The following is a 23,624-nucleotide window of genomic DNA, read 5'->3' on the forward strand; positions in this document are numbered from 1 at the left end:
GGAGATCCCCGATATGAGCAAGATGGACCCGACGGGCGTGAAACCCTATGACGGTCCCGCGGGGGGCTGGGGCGCGCTTCACGCCGTCGCCAAGGCGATCAAGGATCAGACGGCGGTCACGTCGGACGTGCGCGCGCTGCTCAAGGCGAACCAGCCGATGGGCTTCGATTGCCCCGGCTGCGCCTGGCCCGACCCCGACCACAGATCATCCTTCGAGTTTTGCGAAAACGGCGCAAAAGCCGTCGCCTGGGAGGCCACGGCCAAGCGCGCGGCGCCGGAGTTTTTCGCGGCCCATCCGGTGTCGGAACTCTGGGCCTGGTCCGACTTTGATATCGAGAAACAAGGCCGGCTCACCCATCCGATGGCTTATGACCCGGCGAGCGACCGCTACCTGCCAATTTCCTGGGATGACGCCTTCGCCCGCATCGGCGCGGCGCTCCGGGCGCTTCCCGATCCGAATCAGGCGGAGTTCTACACGTCCGGGCGCGCCTCGAACGAAGCGGCGTTTCTCTATCAACTTTTCGTCCGCGAGTTCGGCACCAATAATTTCCCCGACTGCTCCAACATGTGCCATGAGGCGACGAGCGTCGGCTTGCCGGATTCGCTCGGCGCCGGCAAGGGCACCGTCACGCTCGAAGATTTCGATCATTGCGACGCCATTTTCTGCATCGGCCACAATCCAGGCACCAATCATCCGCGCATGCTCGCAACGCTGCGCGAGGCGGCCCGGCGCGGCGTGCCGATCGTCGTGTTCAATCCGCTGCGCGAGCGCGGCCTCGAGCGTTTCGCCTCGCCACAGGACCCGATCGAGATGCTGACCATGCGCTCGACGGAGATCGCCTCCTCCTACTATCAGGTCAAGGTCGGCGGCGACCTTGCTGCCCTGAAGGGCATGATGAAAACGGTGCTTGCGCTCGACGCGGCCTCACTTGCAAGCGGCGGCCCGGGCGTCCTCGACCGCGCCTTCATCGCCGAGCACACGTCGGGCTTTGAGGCGCTCGCCGCCGATCTCGAAGGGACCGAATGGGCGGCGATCGAGCGCCAGTCCGGCCTCTCGCGCGCCGACCTCGAAGCGGCGGGGGCGGTCTACGCGAAGGCGAGCCGCGTCATCCTCTGCTACGGCATGGGCGTCACGCAGCACCGGCATGGCACGTCAAACGTGCATCAGCTCGCCAATCTTCTGCTGCTCCGGGGCAATATCGGCCGCAAGGGCGCGGGGATCTGCCCGCTGCGCGGCCATTCCAACGTCCAGGGCGACCGCACCGTAGGCGTCACCGAAATTCCGGACGAAGCGTTTCTCACTCGTCTCGACGCCGCTTTCGGCATCGTCTCGCCACGGCAGAAGGGCCATAATGCGGTCGAGACAGTTGAGGCGATCCGCGACGGAAACTCGAAAGCGATCATCTGCCTTGGCGGCAATCTCGCCGTAGCGATGTCAGACCCCGAAGCGACTTTCGCGGCGATGCGCAAGCTGGATCTTGCCGTCCATATCGCGACCAAGCCCAACCGCAGCCATCTGATCCTCGCCAAGGAGTCGATCATCCTGCCGTGCCTCGGCCGCACCGAGATCGACGTGCAGGAGACCGGGCCGCAATCGGTCACCGTCGAGGATTCGATGTCGATGGTGCACGCCTCGCGCGGCGGTCTGAAGCCAGCCTCGAACGAACTCCGCTCTGAGCCGGCGATCATCGCCGGCATCGCCAAGGCCGCCTTGCCGGCGAGCAAGACGAACTGGGACAGTCTTGTCGCCGACTACGCCCGCATCCGCGACAAGATCGAGGAGGTGTTTCCCGATTTCTTCAGCTTCAACGAACGCATCATGAAGCCGGGCGGATTTCGGCTGAAGGTCGCATCCTCGGAGCGGGAGTGGCGCACGCCATCCGGCAAGGCCAATTTCATCCCCGCCGACGGGCTGGCTGAAGATCCTGCCGCCGGCGCCGATGCGCTGGTTCTGACGACAATAAGAAGCCATGACCAGTACAATACGACGATCTACAGCCTCAACGACCGCTATCGCGGCGTAACCGGCCGGCGCGACGTCGTCTTTATCAACGCCAGGGATCTTTCCGCGCGGGGACTGAAACACGGCGACGTCGTTGACCTTGAGGCGGCGCCGGCCGACGGCGCAGACGGTCCGCGCCGCGTGATGCGGGGCCTCACCGCCGTCGCCTTTCCGATCGCGGAAGGCTCCGTCGCCGCCTACTACCCGGAAGCCAATGGTCTGATCGCGCTCGATTCTTACGATCATCGCAGCGGCACGCCGGCCTATAAATCAGTTCCGATACGCCTGCGGGCGGCAGAGGCCTGATCGATCCGGGCGCCAGCCACAATCGCGTGTGAAACGGAGAAGCCCCCTGCTTCTCCGTTTCAATTTTGATAAAGCCGCATCCATGGACGACAGGACGCCTGACACAAGCGCAGCCGCGACGGTTCCCCTGCTGCGCCAGCGCAGCATGCAGCTGTTTGTCGGCGCGCGCATGGCGATGGCCTTCTCCATGCAGATGCAGCATGTCGCCATCGCCTGGTCGGTCTATGCGCTGACCGGCGATCCGTTGAGCCTCGGCCTGATCGGCCTCGTCGAATTTATGCCGGCCGTGTTGTTCATTCTCATCACCGGCGGCGTCGCCGACCGGTTCGATCGCCGCAAGGTCGGCGTCGCCAGCGCGATCGCGCAGTCGCTCGCCTCGGTTTTTCTCCTTTATGCGGTCGCCAGCGCCGCGCCGAATCTTGCGCTCATCTACGCCATCGTCTTTTTCCTCGGGACGGCGCGTTCCTTCGCCCAGCCGGCCCTGGCGGCGCTGCTGCCTGACATCGTCGAAGTTGCAGATTTCCCCCGCGCCGTCGCCATGACCACCTCCTCCCTGCAGGTCGCGATGATCGCCGGCCCCGCGGCGGGCGGCCTCCTGATGGCATGGAGCGGCCCGGCGCTGTTTGCCCTGGCGGCGGCGCTCAACGCCGCGGCGGCGCTCATGATCGCCTTCATCAGGGCGCGGCAGAGCCTCGGCGAGGCCAAGAAGGAAACCGGCTTCAAAAGCCTGCTCGCCGGCTTTTCCTATGTTCGGGCCAATCGTCTCCTGCTCGGCGTCATCTCGCTCGATCTGTTCGCCGTGCTGTTTGGCGGCGTCACCGCCCTCTTGCCGATTTACGCCCGCGACATTCTCGACGCCGGTCCGGTCGGGCTCGGATTGCTGCGCAGCGGCCCGGCGATGGGGGCGATTGTCGTCGGCCTCATCCTCGCCCGCCTCCCGCTGCGCCGGAACGTCGGCGCGATCATGCTCGCATCGGTCGCCGCCTTTGGCGCGGCGACGATCCTTTTTGCGCTTTCGACCCAAATGCCGCTGTCGATGACCGCGATGATGGCGCTCGGCGGCTTCGACATGGTCAGCATGGTGATCCGCTTCACCATGGTCCAGCTCGGCACGCCGGACGCGATGCGCGGACGCGTCAGCGCCATCAACTATGTGTTCATCGGCGCCTCGAAGCAGCTCGGCGATTTCGAATCGAGCCTCGTCGCCTCTTTCGCGGGGGCGAAGGGCGCGGCCCTCATCGGCGGCGTCGGGACGCTTCTTGTCGTCGCGCTGTGGGCCTGGCGATTCCCTGAACTGCGCCGGGCCGACCGGCTTGAATGAAGCGCCGGCCCAGCGAAGATTTTAATTCTATCGACGACCGCGAGCTTGTTTGGGTAGATAGCCCTCAAATCCCGCCGCGGATCGGAAAGGTCGCAGCATGAGTCCCGTATCGAGAAAGGCGAGCGCTTTGCGTAGCGCCAGCCCGCATTGGAATATCAAGGCCATAACCGCCGAATTGCGCGAGCTGCGCGTCAAGGACCACGAGCTGCGCGAGGGGCCGGTGAAGCTTCCCGCGCGCAAGGCGCTGGTCAAGATCATGGACGGTTTCAGCGCGGCTTTGTTTCCGAACCGCCTCGGCCTTTGTGAAATCAGCGATGAAGGCGTCGACTTTTTCGTCGGACATACGCTCGACCTGACCCTCAACGAGCTGTTGCAGCAGGTCCGGCTCGAGTTCGAGTTCACCTGCGCCCGCGGCGTCATTATCGCCCCGGAAAATGACCTCTCGGCGCCCGTCGTCGGCGCGCTCGCCAAGGAATTGCCCAGGATCCGCGCGCTGCTTGACTCCGACATCCGCGCGGCCTTCGACGGCGATCCGGCGGCGCGCAGCATCGACGAGGTTCTGATCTGCTATCCGGGCGTCACCGCGATCATCCATCACCGCATCGCCCATGTTCTCTACAAGCTCGGCGCGCCGCTGCTCGCCCGCATGATCGCCGAGATCGCCCATTCGACGACCGGCATCGACATTCATCCTGGCGCTGAGATCGGCGAAAGCTTCTTCATCGATCATGGCACCGGCGTCGTCATCGGCGAGACGACGATCATCGGCAAGCGCGTGCGACTCTATCAGGCTGTCACGCTCGGGGCGAAGCGCTTCGCGACCGACGAGCATGGCGCGCTGCTGAAGGGCGGCGCGCGCCATCCGATCGTCGAGGACGACGTCGTCGTCTATGCGGGGGCGACCATTCTCGGCCGCGTCACCATCGGCGCCGGCTCCTCGATCGGCGGCAATGTCTGGCTGACCCGCAGCGTGCCGCCGGGCAGCACGATCTCGCAGGCGCAGGTTCGCAGCGAGGATTTTCACGACGGCGGCGGGATCTGAGCGTCCCGACGGCGTCCATCACCGCTGAGGCGCTTTGATGCTGAGCGCTTTCGGAGCCGTCATTCCGATCTTCGCCCTGATCCTTGCCGGCGTCGCCGTCCGGCGCTGGGACATCCTTGGCCCCGGCGCTTCGCGCGAGCTGAACCGCTTCGTCGTCTTTCTCGCGCTGCCGGCGCTGTTGTTCGACATCATGGCGCATGCGAGCTTTACGTCGATCTGGCAGCCGGGCTTTATCGCCGCGTTTGGCCTGAGTTCTGGCTTCGTTTTCGCGCTTGCCGTCGCCGCCCGCCTCAAAGCTGGACGCCCGCTCGCCGACGCCGGCGTCGACGGGCTCAACGCCGCCTATGGCAACACCGGCTATATCGGCATTCCGCTGTGCCTCATTGCCCTCGGCCCGGCGAGCCAGACGGGGGCCGTGATCGCGACGATCTTCACCGCCTGCGTTCTGTTCGGCGGCGCGATCGTGCTGATCGAGATTGGGCTGCAGGCGGAAAAGCGCATCGCCCCGCTGATTTTCAAGGTGGCGAAGTCGCTGCTGCGCAATCCGCTGGTGGCGGCGCCCGCCGCTGGCGCGCTCATCAATGCGCTGGGGTTCAAGATCCCCGATCAGGCCGAAGTCTTTTTCAAACTGCTCGGCTCCGCCGCTTCTCCCTGCGCTCTGGTCGCGCTCGGGCTGTTCTTCGCCAGCGGCCGCGACCGCGCCGAGGAGGCGCGGCCATGGCGGGAGGCCGGCGCGGCCGCGTTTCTGATCGGCCTCAAACTTTTCGTCCAGCCTTTGATTGCCTTCCTTCTCGTGGAAAAGGTTTTCGCGCTGGAGCCGGTCGCGGCGAAAACGGCGGTGGTCATGGCCGCGCTGCCAACCGGCACCGGCTCGTTCATGCTTGCAGAATATTACAGGCGCGAGGCGAGCCTGACCTCGAAGGTCATCTTGATCTCGACGGCGCTCTCGGCTGTCACCATTTCCCTCTATCTCGGCTTTGCGGGACGCTAGATCGCGAGTAGCGTTAGCGCCTGCCGAACCGCCTCCAGGAGCAGCGCCAATGGGCAAGGTGATCGCGGCGACGGCCTATAGCGCCGGCCGCAAGGTGGCCGATATTTCCATCGCGGAAAGCGGCGAATGGGCGAACCGGCCCGGCCATTTCGTCTGGATCGGCATTGAAGCCCCGAGCGAGCATGAGCTGCGCGCGCTGCAAAAACAGTTCGGCCTGCATGAACTGGCGCTGGAAGACGCCTTGAACGCGCATCAAAGACCGAAGGTCGAGGTCTATGGCGACACCAGCTTTCTGGTGCTGCGCACCGCCTTTCTGATCGACGGCCATATTGCGCTGGGCGAGACCGAGATTTTCGTCGGCAAGGGCTATGTCATCTCGGTGCGGCACGGCGCCTCGGCGTCCTATACGCGCGTGCGTCAATGCGCCGAGGCGACGCCGAAGCAGCTAAGCCATGGCGAGGATTATGTCGTCTACGCCATCGTCGATTTCATCGTCGACAATTATCTGATCGTCGTCGAAAAGCTCGCCGCCGAGGTCGCGGCGCTCGAGGATCATGTGCTGGAGCCGCTGGACGAGACGCGGGTGGCGCGGATCTATGAGCTGCGGCGCGAACTCCAAAAGCTGCATCTCGTCGCCGCGCCCGCGGTCGAGGTGTGCCGACGGCTGGAGCACGCCGATATACCCGGCATCGACAGCGATTTCCGGCCCTATTTCCGCGACATCGGCGACCATGTGAACAGGGCGCTCGAGCAGATCAATTCCCTGCGCGAGATGCTGGGCTTCGCCTTCGAAGCAGGGCTTCTGCTGGAATCCTCGCGCCAGGGCGCGATCGGCCGCCGCCTCACCGGCTGGGCGGCGATACTCGCCGTGCCCACCGCGATCGCCGGCATCTACGGCATGAATTTCAAGAACATGCCGGAGCTCGAATGGCAGTACGGCTATTTCGCCGCGCTCGGCGTGATTTTCTCGACCTGTTTTTATCTGTTCTATCGATTCCGCAAGGCGGGGTGGATTTGACGGCAGGTGGAAATTTTGATGCGAGAGTAGCAATATAGGGCCGCGACCTCAGACAGGGCTTGCGCCATGCCTGCCGGCTTGCTCCGGCAGCCAGTTAGCCGGCTGTCGCAGACGTCAGATGCGATCACCTGAAGCAGCGCAAGTTTCCATTAGGCATGCGAACGGCGGTATGGCCCGTTCGTCTCAGGCACCAATCCTGATTTTGACCGCCCCAGACGCACTGGCCCCACCCATTGCGATGGCCGTTTGGACCACAGCCGCCTAAAGCAAACGCCGGCGACAAATTAGTGGAAAGGATGATAACGCCGAGCATCGCAGTCTTGAGCGCTTTCATAAATACCCCCTTAAAATACGCGACAATTGGCGAGCCGCGCTTCTGAGATGATAGTTGAGTGCGCGCTTTGTGCCTAGGCTGACGAAAGCGTGCCGTAGATGATCGATTCAACGATCGCGCGTGCATGTCAGCGACAACGCATATGCCGGAGCTCGAATGGCAGTACGGCTATTTCGCCGCGCTCGGCGTTTTCTCGACCTGTTTTTATCTTTGTTATCGATGCCGCAAGGCGGGGCGGATCTGAGCCAAAATTGTCTCAAGCCTGCGCACGTTATGATAGGGGACCACTGCTCATGCGGAGGCAGTCTCGGTAGCAGGCTTGCGTCAGCCTCTACACCACAAAAACCACCTCTAAATATCCGTCGCCGAAAAGCGCAACGGCAGCTCAACATCATTGAATTCCCGGCCCGCGCGGACTTCCTTCACATAGCCGGCGCGGATGGTGTAGTCGCCGAAATGCTCGCCGGGCGCGCGATCGCGCGCGTAGTTTCCGGCGATCTCGTCGACGGCGCCCAAAATCGCGTCCTCGCCTACATTTTCGAGATACATCTTGTTGAGACGCTGGCCATGAAAGCCGCCGCCGAAATAGAGATTGTATTTGCCCGGCGCGCGGCCCGTCAGCGCGATCTCCGCCACATAGGGCCTCGCGCAGCCATTCGGGCAGCCGGTCATGCGGATCGTGATCGGCTCTTTCTCGAGACCCTTCTCCGCCAAGATGGTCTCAATCTTTGTGACCAGCGTCGGCAGGTAGCGTTCGCTTTCGGCCATGGCGAGGCCGCAGGTCGGCAGCGCGACGCAGGCCATCGAGTTGAGCCGGAGCAGGCTCTGGTCGTTGCGCTGATCGAGGCCGAACTGCTTCAGCAGCGCGGCGATCTTCGGCTTTTGCTTGGCCGGAATATCCGCGATGACGACATTCTGGTTCGCCGTCATCCGGAACGAACCCTGATGCACGGCGGCGATCGCCCGCAGCCCGTCGAGCAGAGCCAGCCCCTCCCGATTGACGATGCGGCCGTTCTCGACAAACAGCGTGTAATGATAGCGGCCGTCCTCGCCTTTGGCCCAGCCATAGGAATCGCCGTTTGAGACGAATTCGAACGGTTTTGCCGGCTCCAGCGCAAAACCGAGGCGGCGCTCGATCTCGCCCTTGATGAAGTCGAGCCCATGCGTGTCGATGGTATATTTGAAGCGGGCATGCGCGCGGGTCTTGCGGTCGCCGAAATCGCGCTGCGTTCCCACAACAGCGTCGGTCGCGGCCAGAATCTGCTCCTTGGGGATGAAGCCGATCACATCGCCAAGGCGCGGATAGGTTTCCGGCGCCTGATCGGTGCGGCCCATGCCGCCGCCAATTGTAATGTTGTAGCCCGTCAGGCGGCCATCCTCGGTGATCGCGATGAAGCCGAGATCCTGCGTGTAGACGTCAATGTCATTATAGGGGGGGATGACAAGGCCGATCTTGAATTTGCGCGGCAGATATTGCTTGCCGAGAAACGGCTCCTCGGGCTCGGAACTCGCAACGCGCTCCTCGCCATACCAGATCTCATGATAGGCGCGCATATTCGGCATCGCATGGTCGCTGACGCGCCGCGCATCGTCGAAAACCTCGGCGTGAAGGCTGGAGAGGTTCGGATTGACCGAAGCCATGACGCCGCGCACGACGTCTCCGCAGGCGGCGATAGTGTCGATCAACACCTCGTGCAGCCCCTGAATGGTCGCCTTCAGATCGTTCTTCAAAACCCAATGAAACTGGAACGTCTGCCGCGTCGTCACGCGCAGCGAGGAATTGCCATAAGCGCGCGCCAATTCGTCGAGCTTCAGCCATTGCGCGGCAGTGGCGACCCCGCCCGGCAGGCGCAGGCGGATCAGGAAGGAATAGGCCGGCTCCAGCTTCTGGCGGCGGCGCTCATCGCGCAGGTCCCGGTCGTCCTGCACATAGACGCCGTGGAACTTCATCAGCTTGGCGTTGTCCTCGCCGGACACGGCGCCGGTGATGGCGTCGAGCAGCCCCTCATTGATCGTGCCGCGCAGCTGGTCGCTGCGGACCTTCATCGCCTCATCGGGACCGAGATTTTCGAGCGGCTGCGAGAGGTCGCGGCTGCGGTCTGGGCCGGCGAGAGTGTTGGTCATCTCAAAATCCTCAATACACGTCGCGCTGATAGCGGCGCCCATCCTGGAGGACGCGCACATAGTCCTCGGCGGCTTCGCGGGAGCGCGACCCATGGGTCTCGATGATCGCGATCAGCGCTTCATGAACATCGGGCGCAAGCCGCGCCGCATCGCCGCACACATAGAAATGGGCGCCCTCTTCGAGCCAGCCGAAGATGTCCCGTCCCTGCTCCAGCATCCTGTGCTGCACATAGGCCTTGCCCCAGCGATCGCGCGAGAAGGCGACCTCCATCCGCGTGAGCGCCTTGGCCTTGAGATAAGCCTGCCATTCGGCCTGATAAAGGAAGTCCGAAACAAAATTGCGCTCGCCGAAGAACAGCCAGGACCGCCCCGACGCGCCGCGCGCCTCGCGCTCCTGCATGAAGGCGCGATAGGGTGCAACGCCCGTGCCGGCGCCTACCATGATGATCGGAACGTCATCGGCCGGCAGGCGGAAATGCGGATTGGACTGTACATAGACCGGCGCGCGCGTGTCGGGGGCAGCAAGCTTTGCGAAAAAGCCCGAGGCCACGCCGCAGCGCTCCTCGCCGTGAAGCATATAGCGCACGGTGGAGACGGTCAGATGCGCCTCGTCCGGATTGGCGGCAAGGCTCGATGCGATCGAATAGAGCCGCGGCTGCAGCGGACGCAGCCCCGCGACGAAGGATTGAGGCGTGACCTCGGACGCCGGAAATGCCCGGATCAGGTCGATGACATGATGATCGCGCAGAAAGGCGGCGCGCTCTTCTGCGCGCTCGGGCCCGAGCAGCCGCTCGAGATCATCAGCGCCGGAAAGCCCCGCCCAATGTTCGAGGAAACGAGGCGTCGCCGTCGTGATCTCGAAATGCTCCTCGAGCGCCAGCGCGAGCCGCGCCTCGCGATCCTTGACCTTCACGGCCGCCGCGCCGTCGAGGCCGAGCGCCTCCAGCACGCGGTCGACGACGGAAGGGTTGTTGCGCGCCATGACGCCGAGCGCGTCGCCCGGCTCGAAGGTGACGCCGGAGCCTTCGAGCGAGATTTCAATGTGGCGCGTCTCCTTGCTGGAGCCGCGGCCGGTCAGCACGAGATTGTCGAGAATGCGCGCGAGGAAGGGATTGCGCTTGTCATGGATGGCTTGCTGCGGCGAGGCGGCGAGCGGCGCGGCGCCGGGGGCGAACGGACCGCCTATGTCCGCGGCAAGCAGCGCCAGGGCCTCTTTGGTCCAGGCGCTGGCGGCCTCGTCATAATCGACGTCGCAATCGGCGCGCGGCAGAAGTCGCGTCGCGCCGAGCTCCTCGAAGCGCCGGTCAAGCCGCTTGCCCGCCTCGCAGTATTTTTCATAGGTAGAATCACCGAGCGCCAGCACGCCGAAGCGAAGGCCCGCCAGCGAAGGCGCCTTGCGCCCTTCGACAAATTCGAAGAAGCCGACCGCCGGCTGCGGCGGATCGCCCTCGCCATAGGTGCTGGCGATCAGGAGCACATCCTGCTCCTCCTTGAGGCGCCGCGGCTTATAATCGCCCATATCGACAACGCTTGCCTCGAGCCCCAGCGCCTTGGCCTCGGCGGCGGCGACTTTTGCCAGCGCGGCGCTGTTGCCGGTCTCCGAGCCATAGAGAATGGTGAGTGTGCGCGCCGTCGCGGCGGCAGGAGCGACAGCGAGCGGCGGCGCGGCCAGGGCAGGGCCGGCTTGCGCCAAAGCCGCCTCAAGTCCCGCGAAATAGCCGCTGAGCCATAAGGCCTGACGCGCGTTCAGCGTCGCCGACAGCTCATTGACCTGCCGCCATTGCTCGGCGCTGAGCGCGGGGCCGGGCAGCTGCGAGGGGTCAACGCGCTGCAACGGACGCGCTCCAATTTAACATTATCATTCTGTTATAGCTCGTAATTTGCGGATTTATTCTGCAGTTCTACCGAAGGAGGCCGTTCGCTGCAAGCGGCTCGTCCTGCCCACAATGGCCCAATGCGGCGCGCTTTCCAATCGGCGGCAAAAGCGCCGCCTCGCCGGCGTGGCCGGAGACGCGCAATTCGGCTTTGGAGGCGCCGCCAGAGCGCTTGTCAAGCCGGTTGGCGTTCTATAACCTTCTGCCTAATTCATCGCGCGCGTTCAGCGGAAACCCGAGCAGCTTCAAAGCATTGCATTGAAACGCAGCAGCTAAAGCCCTTTGCGCGCGCCTTTGCCGGCACCGCGGTGGAGCGCGCGTCGCCAGGACCGCGGCAGGACGGAAATCGGACTGCGTCAAGAAAAATCCGGCGCCCGTGCGCTGACTGTTTTCGGGGGGAGATGCTCAATGTGGCGCCAAGTTTACGATCCGTTCGGCAATAGCGTTATTTCGACCCTTGTCGCCTGTCTGCCGATCGTCACATTGCTCGGCCTCATCGCCTTCACCAAGACCAAGGCCCATATCGCGGCCATAATCGCCTTGGCGGTCGCCTTCTGCGTCGCAGTGTTCGCCTTCACCATGCCGGCGGGAATGGCCGCGCGGGCGACCTTCCTCGGGGCTCTGACCGGTCTTTTCCCGATCGGCTGGATCGTTCTCAACGTCATTTTCCTGCATCGGCTGACAGTCGAGAACGGCTCTTTCGCGGTTTTGCAGAGATCAATTGCCGGCATCACCGCCGACCGCCGGCTGCAGCTGCTGCTGGTCGCCTTCTGCTTCGGCGCTTTCTTCGAGGGCGCGGCGGGCTTTGGCACCCCGGTCGCCGTCACTGGCGCGATCCTGATCGGACTTGGATTCTCGCCGCTCGCCGCCTCGGGCCTGTCGCTGATCGCCAATACCGCCCCGGTGGCCTATGGCGCGCTCGGCACGCCGATCGTGGTGCTGGGTCAGGTGACGGGGCTCGATCCTGTCGCGCTCGGCGCCATGGTCGGCCGTCAATTACCGTTCTTTTCGGTGATCGTCCCCTTCTGGCTGATTGTCGTATTCGCCGGGTGGAAGGGAGCCTTGCAGATCTGGCCGGCGGTGCTGATCGCTGGCGTCACCTTCGCCGTGCCGCAGTTCCTCGTGTCCAATTTCCACGGCCCCTGGCTCGTCGACATCATCGCGGCGCTGGTCTCCATGGGTAGCCTCGCGTTGTTTCTGAAATTCTGGCGCCCGGCCGAGATCTGGACCAATCCATCGCTGGTCGGGCGGGTCGATCACAGCGCGGCGCAGTCCGTCCTATCGGCGCCCGAAGCCCCGCCGACGATTCTCGCTCATGGCGGCGAAAGCGACCTCGCGCTCGCGAGCGGATCGAAATTCGCGCCAGGCGACCTGTCCAAGGCGCCGGTTGACGACCGCAGCGTCGTCATCAAGGCCTGGACGCCCTGGATCATCCTTTGCCTGTTCGTCTTCGTCTGGGGCACGGAATCCTTCAAGGCTCCGGTCAATGCGCTGTTCCTGCCGAAATTCGAAATTACCGGACTGCACGATCTCATCGCCAAGGTGCCGCCCGTCGTGCCGAAGGAGACGATCGAACATGCGGTTTACGGCTTCAATATTCTGACCATGACCGGCACCGCGATCTTCCTTGCGGCGATCGTCAGCGGCTTCGTGATGGGCTACTCCCCGTGGCAGCTGATTAAATCCTATGCGCGCACGCTGGTCGTCGTGCGCAATTCCCTCATCACCATCGCGGCCATGCTGGCGCTCGGCACGCTGACCAAGTTTTCAGGGGTCGACGCCACGCTTGGCCTGATGTTCGCCAATACCGGCTTTCTCTATCCGTTCTTCGGCGCGCTCCTCGGCTGGCTCGGCGTCGCGCTGACCGGATCCGATACGGCCTCGAACGTGTTGTTCGGCGGCTTGCAGAAAGTCAGCGCGCAACAGCTCGGCCTCTCGCCGATCCTGATGGCGGCGACCAACTCCTCAGGCGGCGTGATGGGCAAGATGATCGACGCGCAATCGATCGTGGTCGCCTCGACGGCGACCAACTGGTTCGGTCACGAGGGCTCGATCCTGCGCTTCGTGTTTCCGCATTCGATCGTGCTCGCCTGTCTGATCGGCCTCCTCGTGATGCTGCAGGCCTATGTCTATCCATTCACCCAGATGGTGATTCACTAAGCCATGAAGGTCGGGCTGTTCGTCACCTGTCTCGCCGATCTGTTTCGACCGCGCACCGCCTTCGCCGCGCTGACCCTGCTGCGGCAGGCCGGCTGCGAGGTCGAGACGCCGCGCGCGCAGACCTGCTGCGGGCAGCCCGCCTTCAACTCCGGCGACAGCGCCGACGCGCGCAAGCTTGCGAGGAGCGTGATCGAGTCCTTTGAAGGCTTCGACTATGTCGTCGCGCCATCCGGCTCCTGCGTCGGGATGCTGAAACACTACCCCGAATTATTTGCCGATGATCCTACGTGGCGCGAGCGCGCCGAAAATTTCGCAGGGCGCGCTTATGAACTGCTCAGCTTCCTCGTCGACGTCGTTCATTACCGTCCGCAAGGCGTCACACTCGCCGCCGTCGCCACCTATCACGACAGCTGCTCTGGCCTGCGCGAACTGAAGGTCGAACCGCAGCCGCGCGCGCTGATGGCCAATATCAAGGGATTGAGCGTCGTCCCGCTCCCCGACGTGCAATCCTGCTGCGGTTTCGGCGGCACCTTCTGCGTCAAATATCCGGCGATCTCGAACGCCATCGTCGACGAAAAGGCGCGCAACATCGAATCGACCAACGCCGATCTGCTGCTCGGCGGCGATCTCGGCTGCCTCATGAACATGGCCGGGAAGCTGCATCGCCGCGGCTCGCGCGTCCGCGCCTTCCATCTCGCCGAAATCATCGCCGGAATGGGCGATGGGCCGGCGATCGGCGAGGAGCCCTGATGCCGGCCGCTCTCGACGATGCCCCGGCCGCCTCGTTCAAGCAGCGCGTCGCCGCGGCTCTCGCCAACCCCGACCTCAAGATCGCCATCGACCGCACGACGCGGACCGCGCGGCAGAAACGCGAGGCCGCCGTCGCCGACTGGCCAGGCTTTGCGCCGGCGCGCGATCTCGGCCGGCGGATCAAGGATCATGTGATCGAAAACCTCGATCACTATCTCGTCGAATTCGAACGCAACGCTGCCGCCTCCGGAGCGAAGGTCCACTATGCCGCCACCGCGAGCGAGGCCTGCGACATCGTCATCGACATCTGCCGCAAGACCAAGGGCCACACCGTCACCCGCTCCAAATCCATGCTGGGCGAGGAAATTGGCCTGCCGCACGCTCTCGACGACGCGGGGCTGAACCGCGTCGAGACGGATCTTGCCGAACATATCGTGCAACTGGCGCATGACCGGCCCTCGCACATCATCTGGCCGGCGCTGCATCACAAGCGCGAGGATATTGCAGCGCTTTTCCGCGAACATCACCATACGCCGCCGAACAGCGACGACGTCGGCGCGATGGTCGCCAGCGCGCGGCGCGAACTGCGGCCGAGCTTCCTTGGCGCCGATATCGGCATCAGCGGCGCGAATTTCCTGATCGCCGACTCTGGCGCCGTCTGCACCGTCACCAATGAAGGCAACGCCGAGCTGACGACGACGATCCCGCGCGTCCATATCGTCACCGCAGGGATTGAGAAGCTCGTGCCTGGCCTCTCGCACGCCTTCGTGCTGCTGCGGCTGCTGGTGCGGTCGGCGACCGGCTCCGACATCACGCAATACACGACTTTTCACTGCGGTCCGAAGCAGCAAGGCGACCGCGACGGTCCGGACGAATTCCATATCGTGCTCGTCGACAACGGCCGCACGCGGATGATCCGCGAGGGCATCAAGGAGATGCTGCGCTGCCTGCGCTGCGGCGCCTGCATGAATCATTGCGTGGTCTTCAACGAGATCGGCGGCCACGCCTATGGCGGCGTCTATCCGGGGCCGATGGGCGCGGCGATGACGCCGGTCTTCGATGGGCTCAAGGCCTCGCGCGATCTGCCCAGCGCCTGCACGCTGAACGGCCGCTGCCAGGAGGTCTGCCCGGTTGACATTCCGCTGCCGACCATGCTGCGCGGCTGGCGCGAGAAAAGCTGGGCGCAGGGGCTGGAGCCACAGGTCCAGCGCCGTTTCCTCGGCCTCTGGGCGTTCGCCGCCAGCCGTCCCTCCCTTTACCGCTTCGGAACCGGCCTCGCCGTCAAGGCGCTGCGTCTGCTCGGACGCGGCGGCTGGATTTCCAATCTGCCGCTGGCCTCGGGCTGGACGCGCTACCGCGACTTCCCGAAACCCGCGGCCCGCACCTTCTGGCAAGAGTTCGACGCGCAAGATCGAAAGCGGGAGCAGTGAGCGTCCGCGACGATATTTTGACGGCGATCCGGCAGAGCCTCGGCGCGCCGGCAAAGCCGCCCGGCGCAATTTCAGCGGAGTCGACGGCGCTCGCCGCGGAATCGGCGCAGAGCCGGCCGGAGTTGCCGCACGCCGATCTCGTCGAGGCTTTCGCCGCCCGCCTGACCTCGGTCAAGGTCGTCGGGGCAAGCGTCGACCGGATCGCCCGGATTGAAGACGCGCCCGCCGCCGTCGCCCGCTATTGCAAAACGCATGGGCTGGGCCTCGCCCTCGCGCTGCAGCCAGACCCCGCCCTCGCCGCGCTTGATTGGAACGGCTTTGAGCTTCATGCTGCGATCAGCGGCGACGAAGCGATCGCCGTCGCCAAAGCGCGCTGGGCGATCGCAGAGACCGGGACCTTCGTATTTCATTCGGGGCCAGCCTCCCCCGTGCTGCTGTCTTACCTACCGATGCATCATCTGTGCATCATCGAAGCCGACCGCATCCTCGGCCATCTTGAGGACTACGCGATCGCCGAGGCCGGCGCGGCGCCGCCGCGCAACGTCAATTTCATCACGGGCGCCAGCGGTACCTCCGACATCGAGGGACGGCTCGTTCGCGGTGCCCATGGCCCGGCTTTCCTGCATGGAATCATCGTCGATCCGGGGCTGTCCGAACCGAAATCATCATGATTTAGATCCATAGCGCGCCATGAAAAGGCTCACCGCGCCTTGGGCGTGAGCCAGAATGTCATCCTTGCCGAACGCGCGGCCGCCCGTCAGCACCGAGAGCTGATAGTAGGAAATGACGGAGCCAAGAAACAGGCGGGCCGCCAGAGTCGGATCAGCGCAGCTGAGTTCGCCCGCTTCCGCCGCGCTTTTCATATAGGCGGCGAGCCGCAGCAACAGCCGGCCCGGACCCTGATCGAAAAAGATGCGGCCGAGTTCTGGCTCGCGCGGCGCCTCGGCGACGACGACGCGATAAAGACACACGGAATCGGGGCGTGTCAGGAACTCAAGGAAATTGAGCGAAAAACGCAAAAGCGCCTGCTGAGGGGCTCCGCGCAAATTATCCTCCGCGCCGGCGACCAGCGCCGAGCGCCGCCGCACCACTTCGGCGAACAGATCCGCCTTGCAGCCAAAATGGCGGTAAAGCGTCTCCTTTGAGGCCCCCGCCCGCGCCGCAATGATCTGCATCGTCGTGTCGGCATAGCCGGCGTCAAGGAAAACCGCCTCTGCGACGGCCGCGATTTCGTCGCGCCTTTTCTCCCCGCGCGGCACAATTTTGACCTGGGCGCGCGCGCATTGGGCGTCGGTGGGGCGGGGCCTGACGGGCTTTTGCTGCATGGAGCCGGTGCGAATTGACTCAAGGTTTGTTTGGCAGTAACCGTACCAATCGGTTCGGCTTCCTTATGCGCTTTTCGCAGACTTTGCGCAAGCCGCCGCTCCAACTCCCGCATTACCACGGCGGCTATGACCATGGATCAACGCGCTGACCACGACGACCTCGGCGAAACGGCGGAAAAGCCGCAGGAGCCCGCGGGGCCGCGCGAGGACGAGGCCAGACCGCAGGAGGCGCCGGAGCCCGGCGTTGAAGCCGAGGAAACTTCGCAAGAGCCCCCCGCGCCGCCGAAGAAAAAACGCTCCCTGCTGCGCATCGGCCTTCTGATCCTTGCCGCGCTCGGAGCCGGCGGCGGCTATCTTTACTTCACGACGCGCGACATTCAGTCGACCGACGACGCCTTCACCGATGGTCGCGCGGTGACGATCGCGCCGCAGGTCTCCGGCCTCGTCGTCTCGCTCGACATCACCGACAATCAATTCGTGCGCAAGGGTGATGCGCTGGTCCATATCGATCCGCGCCGCTATCTGCAGGACCGCGATTCCGCGAAGGGAGCGCTTGATGTCGCGCGCGCCCAGCTCGAGGGTTTAAAGCTCGGCGTCGAAATCGCGCGGAAAAACTTCCCGGCGCAACTTGAACAGGCGCAGGCGCAGCTCGCCTCGGCGCAGGCGGCGGCGGCGAAGGCCGATGCCGACTATCAGCGTCAGAAAAGCTTGCCGAAACAGGCGACCACGCAGCAAGAGGTCGATGCGGCGACGGCGGCGCTGCGGCAGGCCCAGGCGCAAGTGTTGCTGTCGCAGGCGCAGCTCGATGCGGCGACGCCCGTTCCCCAACGCATCGGCCAGGCCAACGCCGACGTCGGCCGGCTGACTGGCCAGGTCGAGCAGGCGCAGGCGCAGCTGGATCAAGCCAATCTCAATCTCGAATGGACGGTCGTGCGGGCGCCGCAGGACGGCTGGATCACCAAGCGAAACGTCGAAGTTGGCAGCTATGTCACGCCGGGCCAGTCGATCTTCTCGATCGTCTCGCCGGACGTCTGGGTGACCGCGAACTTCAAAGAGACCCAGCTCGAGCGCATCCGCCCCGGGCAGGAGGTCGATATCGAGGTCGACGCCTATCCGCAGCTGAAGCTGAAAGGCCACGTCGACAGCATCCAGCTTGGAACGGGATCGAAGTTCACCGCTTTTCCGCCCGAGAACGCGACCGGCAATTTCGTCAAGATCGTGCAGCGCGTGCCGGTCAAGATCGTCATCGACAGCGGGCTCGATCCGGCCCTGCCGCTGCCCCTCGGCATCTCCGCCGTGCCAACGGTGCGGCTGAAATGACAGCGGCGGACGCGCATGCCGGGTGGCGGCCTTCGGGCAATCCCTGGGCGATCGCCGTCGTGGTCACGCTCGCGGCCTTCATGGAAATTCTCGACACGACAATCGTCAATGTCGCGCTGCCGCACATCGCCGGCAGCCTCTCGTCGAGCAATGACGAGGCGACCTGGGCGCTGACCTCCTATCTCGTCGCCAACGCCATCGTACTGACGATCTCCGGCTGGCTCTCGTCGGTGATCGGCCGCAAACGCTATTTTCTGATCTGCATCGGCATGTTCACGGTGTGCTCCTTCCTGTGCGGCATCGCCGACAGCCTGCCGCAGCTTGTGTTCTTCCGCCTGCTGCAGGGGTTTTTCGGCGGCGGCCTGCAGCCGAGCCAACAGGCGATCATCCTCGACACCTTCCCGCCGGAAAAGCGCGGCGCGGCCTTCGGCGTCACGGCGGTCGCGACCATCGTCGCTCCGGTGCTGGGGCCAACGCTCGGCGGCGTCATCACGGACACCTACAACTGGCGCTGGATCTTCTTCGCGAATATTCCGGTTGGAATCATCGCCATTTTCTTTGTGTCGATTTTGGTCGAGGATCCACCCTGGCTGCAAAAGCTGAAAAGCAAGCGCATCGATTTTGTCGGCCTCGGCTTCATCATTCTCGGCCTTGGCGCGCTTCAGGTCATGCTGGATCGCGGCGAGGATGACGACTGGTTCGGATCAGGCTTCATCCAGTTCATGGCCGTCCTCGCCTTCATCGGCATTGTTGGCGGAATCATCTGGCTGAAGACCGCCAAGAACCCCATCGTCAATCTCGACGTCTTCAAGGACCGGAATTTCGCGATGGGCTGCGTCTGCATCTCCGCCGTCGGCGGCGTGCTTTACGCCGGGGCGGTCGTGATTCCGCAATTTGCGCAGTCGGTGATTCATTACACGGCGACCTGGGCGGGATATATCCTGTCCCCCGGCGGCCTGGCGATCATCGTGCTCATTCCGATCATTGGCCTGCTGATGCGTTTCGTGCAAACGCGCTTCATCATCGCGGCCGGATTCTTCATCATGGGTTCGGCGTTCTTCTATTCGTCGCGGCTGACGCCGACGATCGATTTCGAAACGCTCGTCATCATGCGCGCCACACAGACGATGGGCCTCGCCTTTCTGTTCGTGCCGATCTCGACCATCGCCTATATCACGCTGCCGCGCCGCCTCAACGGCGACGCAACCGCCCTGTTCTCGATGTTCCGCAACGTTTTCGGCTCGATCGGCATCGCGCTCGCAACCGCGATGATCACCGAGCGCGGGCAGGTTCACCAGGCGCAGCTGTCGAAATGGGCGAACCCCTTTCACGAACCCTTCAACGCGCTGATCGCGACCTATCAGCAATCCCTGATCGCGATGGGCCACGCAAAGGACGCCGCGCACGATATCGCAGTCGGGATGGTCTATCAGTCGTTCCGCACACAGGCGCAGATCCTCGCCTACTCCGATGTGTTTCTTTATACCGGAATCGTCGCCTTCTGCATCGTGCCGTTCTGCTTCTTCCTCACCGGCAAGAAGGCTGCGGGCAGCGCCGCCGGCGCGGCGCATTGACGATGACTTCCGTTATACCGCCTCATCACAGCGACAATAATTTGCGCCATCTTTACGCCCTAGACTGGCGCAATTCCTCCTGCCTTTGCAACGCGCCGGAATGTTCATGACGACGAGAAAAGCCACAGGCCTTGCTGCGGCTATGCTGGCGTGCCTCACGATAGGCGGCTGTTATTCGGTCGGACCGGATTTCACGGCGCCCGATCCGTTGCTGCCGCGCACGTCTTTCCTTGGCAAACCGGAGCCGCGCGCGGAGCCGGAGCCGCCCCGTTTGAGCGAGCAGGGTTCCGGCGCCGACTGGTGGCGGACCTTTCACGACAAAACGCTGACGTCCCTTGCCGAGCGGGTCGCCGGCGCCAATCTCGATATCGCCTCCGCGACCGTCCGGCTCGGCGAAAGCCGGGCGCAGCGCGGCGTCGTCGCGTCGGCCGCCTTCCCCTCGATCAACGGCCAGGCGTCCTACCAGCGCGAGCTCTATAGCAAGAACGGCATATTGAGTCTCGCCGGTCCCAACATCAACGCGCCGCCGATCAGCGTCTGGCAAACCGGCTTCGACGCGTCGTGGGAGCTCGACATCTGGGGCCGCGTCAGACGGCAGGTCGAATCCGCAGACGCTTCGCTGGAGGCCTCGGAATATCAACGCCGCGATATTCTCGTCTCGACGCTGGCTGAACTCGCGCGTGATTATGTAACGCTGCGGGGCGCGCAGGCGCAGATCGCGATTTTGAACGAGAATCTGAAAAGCGCGAGCGATATTCTGGAGCTGACGCGCACCAGAGCCGCCAAAGGATTGACCAGCGACCTCGATGTGCAGAATGCGGCGGCTCTGGTCGACAGCATCAAGGCTCAGCTGCCGGCGCTGCAAAACGACGTCGACGTCAACGCCAATGCGATCAGCCTGATCCTCGACGAGCAGCCGGGCTCGCTCAAGGGCGAGTTGATGCAGGCGAAAAGCCGCATTCCGGCCCCGCCGCGCCCGCCCCTCGGCGTTCCCTCCGAACTCGCGCGCCGCCGGCCGGACATCCGCGCCGCGGAGGCGCAGCTGCATGCGACGACCGCCGATATCGGCGTCGCCGTCGCCGATTTCTATCCGAGCGTGAAGCTGAACGGCAATCTCGTGCTGAACGCGCTCGACGCCAAAAATCTGTGGAAAGGAAGCTCGCTGCAATATCAGTTCGGGCCGAGCGTCTCGCTGCCGATTTTTGAAGCCGGCCGGCTGAAATCGACCCTCGACCTCAGATCGCAACAGCAGCAGGAAGCGGCGATCGCCTACCACAAGACGGTGCTTTCCGCCTGGCACGAGATCGTCAATGCGCTGAACGCCTACAGCGCCGAGCAGCGCCGCCGCGACAGCCTCAAGGCGCAGGTGGATCACGCCAGTCAGGCGCTCGCGATCTCACGCACGCGCTACAACAATGGCGTCGCCGATTTTCTCACCGTGCTCGACGCGCAGCGCACGGTGCTGCAGGCAATGCAACAGCAGGCGCAGAGCACGACGAATGTGTCGATCAGCCTGATCCAGCTCTACAAGGCGCTCGGCGGCGGCTGGCAGACGACCTTCCCGACCGAGCCGCCGCCGCCCATCGAGGCCGCGTTCGCGCCGCTGTAGAGTACGTCCCGTTCAGATGGAATCATCTGGACGAGAGGGAAAATCTCCAACTTGTTCATGTAAAGCGGTTTCCTATAGATCACATGTTTTCATGTAATCGGAAAGCGCTCTCGCAACGTCAAGCCGGCTGCGCCAAAACCCCCGGCGCCTCGCGCCAGATCACCATGAGAAGCCTTACGAAAGCAGCGTCGCGACGCGCCGGCCTTTTTTCGCCGCCCTGCCCGGCGCCGGCGCCGGAACAAATGCGCGCGTCGCGCGTCAGCGTGCGGCGAAGCGCTTCGGACAACAGCGCGCCGAAGGCCGCCGCCTCCTGATCGGCGCCCGCCGAGGCGGCGCGCTCGCCCAGCCGCCGCCAGGCTTCGTCAGCGGCTTCGAGCGCAAAATTGACCAGCGCACTGGCAAGGTAGCTTTCGGTCGTGACGCCGCGATGCACGGCGACGGCGTGAATTTCATCGGCAAGGTCAGGATCGAGCCGGTCAAGGATTGCGCTGGCTTCAATGCCGCCGGATCGCAGCCCTGTGACCAGATCGCGCAATGGCAAGGGTTCGGACAGGTCGAAGCGTAATTCGGCGCCTCTCAACAGAAAATCGAACATGAACAACCCCGCTGGCTTGAGCGTTGGCGGCATGACTAACAAGCGTTACTCTATCATGAACGGCCGAGGCTGAACCCGGTTCAGATCAAATCGTCCATTGGCGCAATGCTTGCCAGATGAGGCTTATGACGACCCGATTTTGCCTCGTGCGCCATGGCGAGACCGACTGGAATGCCGAGGGGCGTCTCCAGGGGCAACTCGATATCGGGCTCAACGCCAGCGGCCGCGCGCAGGCTAAGGCCGCGGCCACGCGGCTCGCCGCCTGCCGTTTTGACGCGATCTTCAGCAGCGATCTCGAACGCGCCTATGACACGGCGGTCCCGATGGGGAAGGCCCTCGGCCTGCCGGTCGAGACCACTCCCGCGCTGCGCGAGCGGTTTTTCGGCGCGTTTCAGGGCCTGACGCATGCAGAGGCGCAAGCGCTTTTTCCGGCCGATTATGCGCGTTTTGCCGCCCGCGATCCCGAGGCGCCGCTGCCCGGCGACGGAGAGAGCCTCTGCGCCTTTTCGCGGCGCGTCGGCGGCGCGCTCAATCATCTCGCCGATGAGCTTGGCGGCAACACGATCCTGATCGTCGCCCATGGCGGCGTGCTTGATATGGCGCGCCGGCTGGCGTCCGGTCAGGATTTGCGGCAAAAACGCGATTTTACGTTGCTCAACGCCGCCCTCAACTGGATCGAACGGCGCGACGGTCAGTGGGCCGTGCAGAGTTGGGGCGACGTAGCCCATCTCGACGGGTCGCTCGACGAAATTCTGGATGCAGCGGGGGGAGCCGGCGCCTAGCCACGGACTTATTTGCGCGCCCGCCGCGACAGAAGAAGCGCGATGACGCTCACTCTCAAACCTCGCTCTCCGGCGGCGTCAGCACGGCGGCGCCCGATAGGCGTCCCTTGCGCAAATCGTCGAGCGCCTCATTGGCCCGCTCCAGCGGATAGATCGTCGTCACCGTCCGCACCGGTATTTTGGGGGCGAGCGCCAGAAACTCCTCGGCGTCGCGCCGGGTGAGATTGGCGACCGAGCGTATTATCCGCTCCTCCCACAGATCGGCATAGGGAAAGCTCGGGATATCGCTCATATGGATGCCGCCGCAGACCACCGTTCCGCCCTTGTCCACCGCTTTGAGGGCGGCTGGAACCAGCGCGCCGACGGGCGCAAATATCAGCGCGGCGTCGAGCTTGTGCGGCGGCAACTCGTCTGAGCCGCCCGCCCAGACCGCGCCGCATTTTTTTGCAAATTCCTGCGCCGCCGCGTCGCCCGACCGGGTGAAAGCGTAAATCGCCCAGCCCGAATGCCGCGCCACCTGCGCGACGATATGAGCAGCGGCGCCAAAGCCATAGAGTCCGAGCCGGCGACCTTCGCCGGCGAGGCGCAGCGTCCGGTAGCCGATCAGCCCGGCGCAGAGCAGCGGCGCCGCGTCAACGTCCGTATAGTCATCCGGCAGGCGGAAGGCGAAACGCTCATCGGCGCACGTAAATTGCGCATAGCCGCCGTCGATGTCGTATCCGGTGAAGCGCGCCTGATCGCAGAGATTTTCGCGCCCGGAACGGCAGAATTTGCACGTTCCGCAAGTCCATCCGAGCCAGGGAACGCCGACCCTGTCGCCGGGTTTGAAGCGGCTGACCCCTGCGCCGAGCTGCGTCACCACGCCCGCGATCTCATGCCCGATAATCAGCGGCAACTTTGGGCGCGGCAGCTCGCCGTCGATGACATGGAGGTCGGTGCGGCAGACCGCGCAGGCTTGCACCTTGATCAGCACTTCCCCCGCGCCCGGCGCAGGGGTCGCCACCTCGCGCAGGACGAGCGGCCTGCCGCTGCCTTCAAAGATCATGGCTAGCATCGTCGCCTGTCTC

General features: G+C 64.2%; 19 protein-coding genes. 13 read left to right on the forward strand and 6 right to left on the reverse strand.

Translation table 11 applies throughout. The features are described from left to right. Positions 1-13: 13 nt before the first annotated feature. From CR492_RS09835 to CR492_RS09855, 5 genes are all read left to right on the forward strand, one after another. Complete coding sequence (locus CR492_RS09835) at positions 14-2,308, forward strand: FdhF/YdeP family oxidoreductase (protein WP_102843576.1); 2,295 nt, start codon at positions 14-16, stop codon at positions 2,306-2,308. 82 nt (positions 2,309-2,390) lie between these two features. Next, the gene (locus tag CR492_RS09840; protein WP_102843629.1) at positions 2,391-3,629 is read left to right on the forward strand and encodes an MFS transporter; all 1,239 of its coding nucleotides are present in this window, start codon (positions 2,391-2,393) and stop codon (positions 3,627-3,629) included. A gap of 97 nt (positions 3,630-3,726) precedes the next feature. Next, a complete protein-coding gene (epsC, locus tag CR492_RS09845) occupies positions 3,727-4,671 on the forward strand; it encodes a serine O-acetyltransferase EpsC (RefSeq protein WP_102843577.1) in 945 nt (314 codons plus the stop codon). 37 nt (positions 4,672-4,708) lie between these two features. After that, entirely contained in the window at positions 4,709-5,662 is a 954-nt protein-coding gene (locus tag CR492_RS09850) for an AEC family transporter (RefSeq protein ID WP_102843578.1), read from the forward strand. Between the two features lie 49 nt (positions 5,663-5,711). After that, positions 5,712-6,680 carry a magnesium and cobalt transport protein CorA gene (locus CR492_RS09855; RefSeq protein WP_102843579.1) on the forward strand — a complete coding sequence of 323 codons (969 nt, stop codon included), beginning with the start codon at positions 5,712-5,714 and terminating at the stop codon, positions 6,678-6,680. Between the two features lie 124 nt (positions 6,681-6,804). Here the strand turns inward: CR492_RS09855 and CR492_RS21495 are convergent, their stop codons facing one another. From CR492_RS21495 to CR492_RS09875, 3 genes are all read right to left on the reverse strand, one after another. Further along, entirely contained in the window at positions 6,805-7,014 is a 210-nt protein-coding gene (locus tag CR492_RS21495; RefSeq protein WP_102843580.1) for a GCG_CRPN prefix-to-repeats domain-containing protein, read from the reverse strand. 351 nt (positions 7,015-7,365) lie between these two features. After that, complete coding sequence (cysI, locus tag CR492_RS09870; protein ID WP_102843630.1) at positions 7,366-9,138, reverse strand: assimilatory sulfite reductase (NADPH) hemoprotein subunit; 1,773 nt, start codon at positions 9,136-9,138, stop codon at positions 7,366-7,368. A gap of 10 nt (positions 9,139-9,148) precedes the next feature. After that, positions 9,149-10,972 carry an assimilatory sulfite reductase (NADPH) flavoprotein subunit gene (locus CR492_RS09875; protein ID WP_102843581.1) on the reverse strand — a complete coding sequence of 608 codons (1,824 nt, stop codon included), beginning with the start codon at positions 10,970-10,972 and terminating at the stop codon, positions 9,149-9,151. Positions 10,973-11,420: 448 nt separating this feature from the next. Here CR492_RS09875 and CR492_RS09880 point away from each other — a divergent pair, with 448 nt between their 5' ends. From CR492_RS09880 to CR492_RS09895, 4 genes are read left to right on the forward strand one after another with little or no spacing between them, the layout of a single operon-like run. Continuing rightward, positions 11,421-13,172: an L-lactate permease gene (locus tag CR492_RS09880; RefSeq protein WP_102843582.1), complete on the forward strand. Its 1,752-nt coding sequence runs from the start codon at positions 11,421-11,423 to the stop codon at positions 13,170-13,172. Between the two features lie 3 nt (positions 13,173-13,175). After that, positions 13,176-13,922 (forward strand): (Fe-S)-binding protein, encoded by a 747-nt coding sequence (locus CR492_RS09885; protein ID WP_102843583.1) that lies wholly within the window; start codon positions 13,176-13,178, stop codon positions 13,920-13,922. After that, entirely contained in the window at positions 13,922-15,352 is a 1,431-nt protein-coding gene (locus tag CR492_RS09890) for a lactate utilization protein B (protein WP_102843584.1), read from the forward strand. The genes CR492_RS09885 and CR492_RS09890 overlap by 1 nt, the downstream gene beginning before the upstream one ends. Then, complete coding sequence (locus CR492_RS09895; protein ID WP_102843585.1) at positions 15,349-16,023, forward strand: LutC/YkgG family protein; 675 nt, start codon at positions 15,349-15,351, stop codon at positions 16,021-16,023. The genes CR492_RS09890 and CR492_RS09895 overlap by 4 nt, the downstream gene beginning before the upstream one ends. Here CR492_RS09895 and CR492_RS09900 read toward each other — a convergent pair. Then, positions 16,018-16,677 (reverse strand): TetR/AcrR family transcriptional regulator, encoded by a 660-nt coding sequence (locus tag CR492_RS09900; RefSeq protein ID WP_102843586.1) that lies wholly within the window; start codon positions 16,675-16,677, stop codon positions 16,018-16,020. The genes CR492_RS09895 and CR492_RS09900 overlap by 6 nt on opposite strands. Positions 16,678-16,809: 132 nt before the next feature. Here CR492_RS09900 and CR492_RS09905 point away from each other — a divergent pair, with 132 nt between their 5' ends. From CR492_RS09905 to CR492_RS09915, 3 genes are all read left to right on the forward strand, one after another. After that, a complete protein-coding gene (locus CR492_RS09905; RefSeq protein ID WP_102843631.1) occupies positions 16,810-17,997 on the forward strand; it encodes an HlyD family secretion protein in 1,188 nt (395 codons plus the stop codon). Beyond that, positions 17,994-19,571: a DHA2 family efflux MFS transporter permease subunit gene (locus tag CR492_RS09910; RefSeq protein WP_102843587.1), complete on the forward strand. Its 1,578-nt coding sequence runs from the start codon at positions 17,994-17,996 to the stop codon at positions 19,569-19,571. The genes CR492_RS09905 and CR492_RS09910 overlap by 4 nt, the downstream gene beginning before the upstream one ends. Before the next feature lie 106 nt (positions 19,572-19,677). Next, on the forward strand, positions 19,678-21,180 hold the full coding sequence (locus CR492_RS09915) for an efflux transporter outer membrane subunit (protein WP_102843632.1): 1,503 nt from the start codon (positions 19,678-19,680) through the stop codon (positions 21,178-21,180). Between the two features lie 118 nt (positions 21,181-21,298). Here CR492_RS09915 and CR492_RS09920 read toward each other — a convergent pair whose 3' ends face one another. After that, entirely contained in the window at positions 21,299-21,808 is a 510-nt protein-coding gene (locus CR492_RS09920) for a hypothetical protein (protein WP_102843588.1), read from the reverse strand. Positions 21,809-21,900: 92 nt separating this feature from the next. On the opposite strand from CR492_RS09920, the gene CR492_RS09925 reads away from it, so the two are divergent. After that, on the forward strand, positions 21,901-22,557 hold the full coding sequence (locus tag CR492_RS09925) for a histidine phosphatase family protein (protein ID WP_102843589.1): 657 nt from the start codon (positions 21,901-21,903) through the stop codon (positions 22,555-22,557). Positions 22,558-22,612: 55 nt separating this feature from the next. Here CR492_RS09925 and CR492_RS09930 read toward each other — a convergent pair whose 3' ends face one another. Beyond that, on the reverse strand, positions 22,613-23,611 hold the full coding sequence (locus tag CR492_RS09930; protein ID WP_102843590.1) for a zinc-dependent alcohol dehydrogenase family protein: 999 nt from the start codon (positions 23,609-23,611) through the stop codon (positions 22,613-22,615). Positions 23,612-23,624 lie beyond the last annotated feature (13 nt).

This window comes from Methylocella silvestris (assembly GCF_002891535.1).
In the GTDB taxonomy this organism is placed as follows: Bacteria; Pseudomonadota; Alphaproteobacteria; order Rhizobiales; family Beijerinckiaceae; genus Methylocapsa; species Methylocapsa silvestris_A.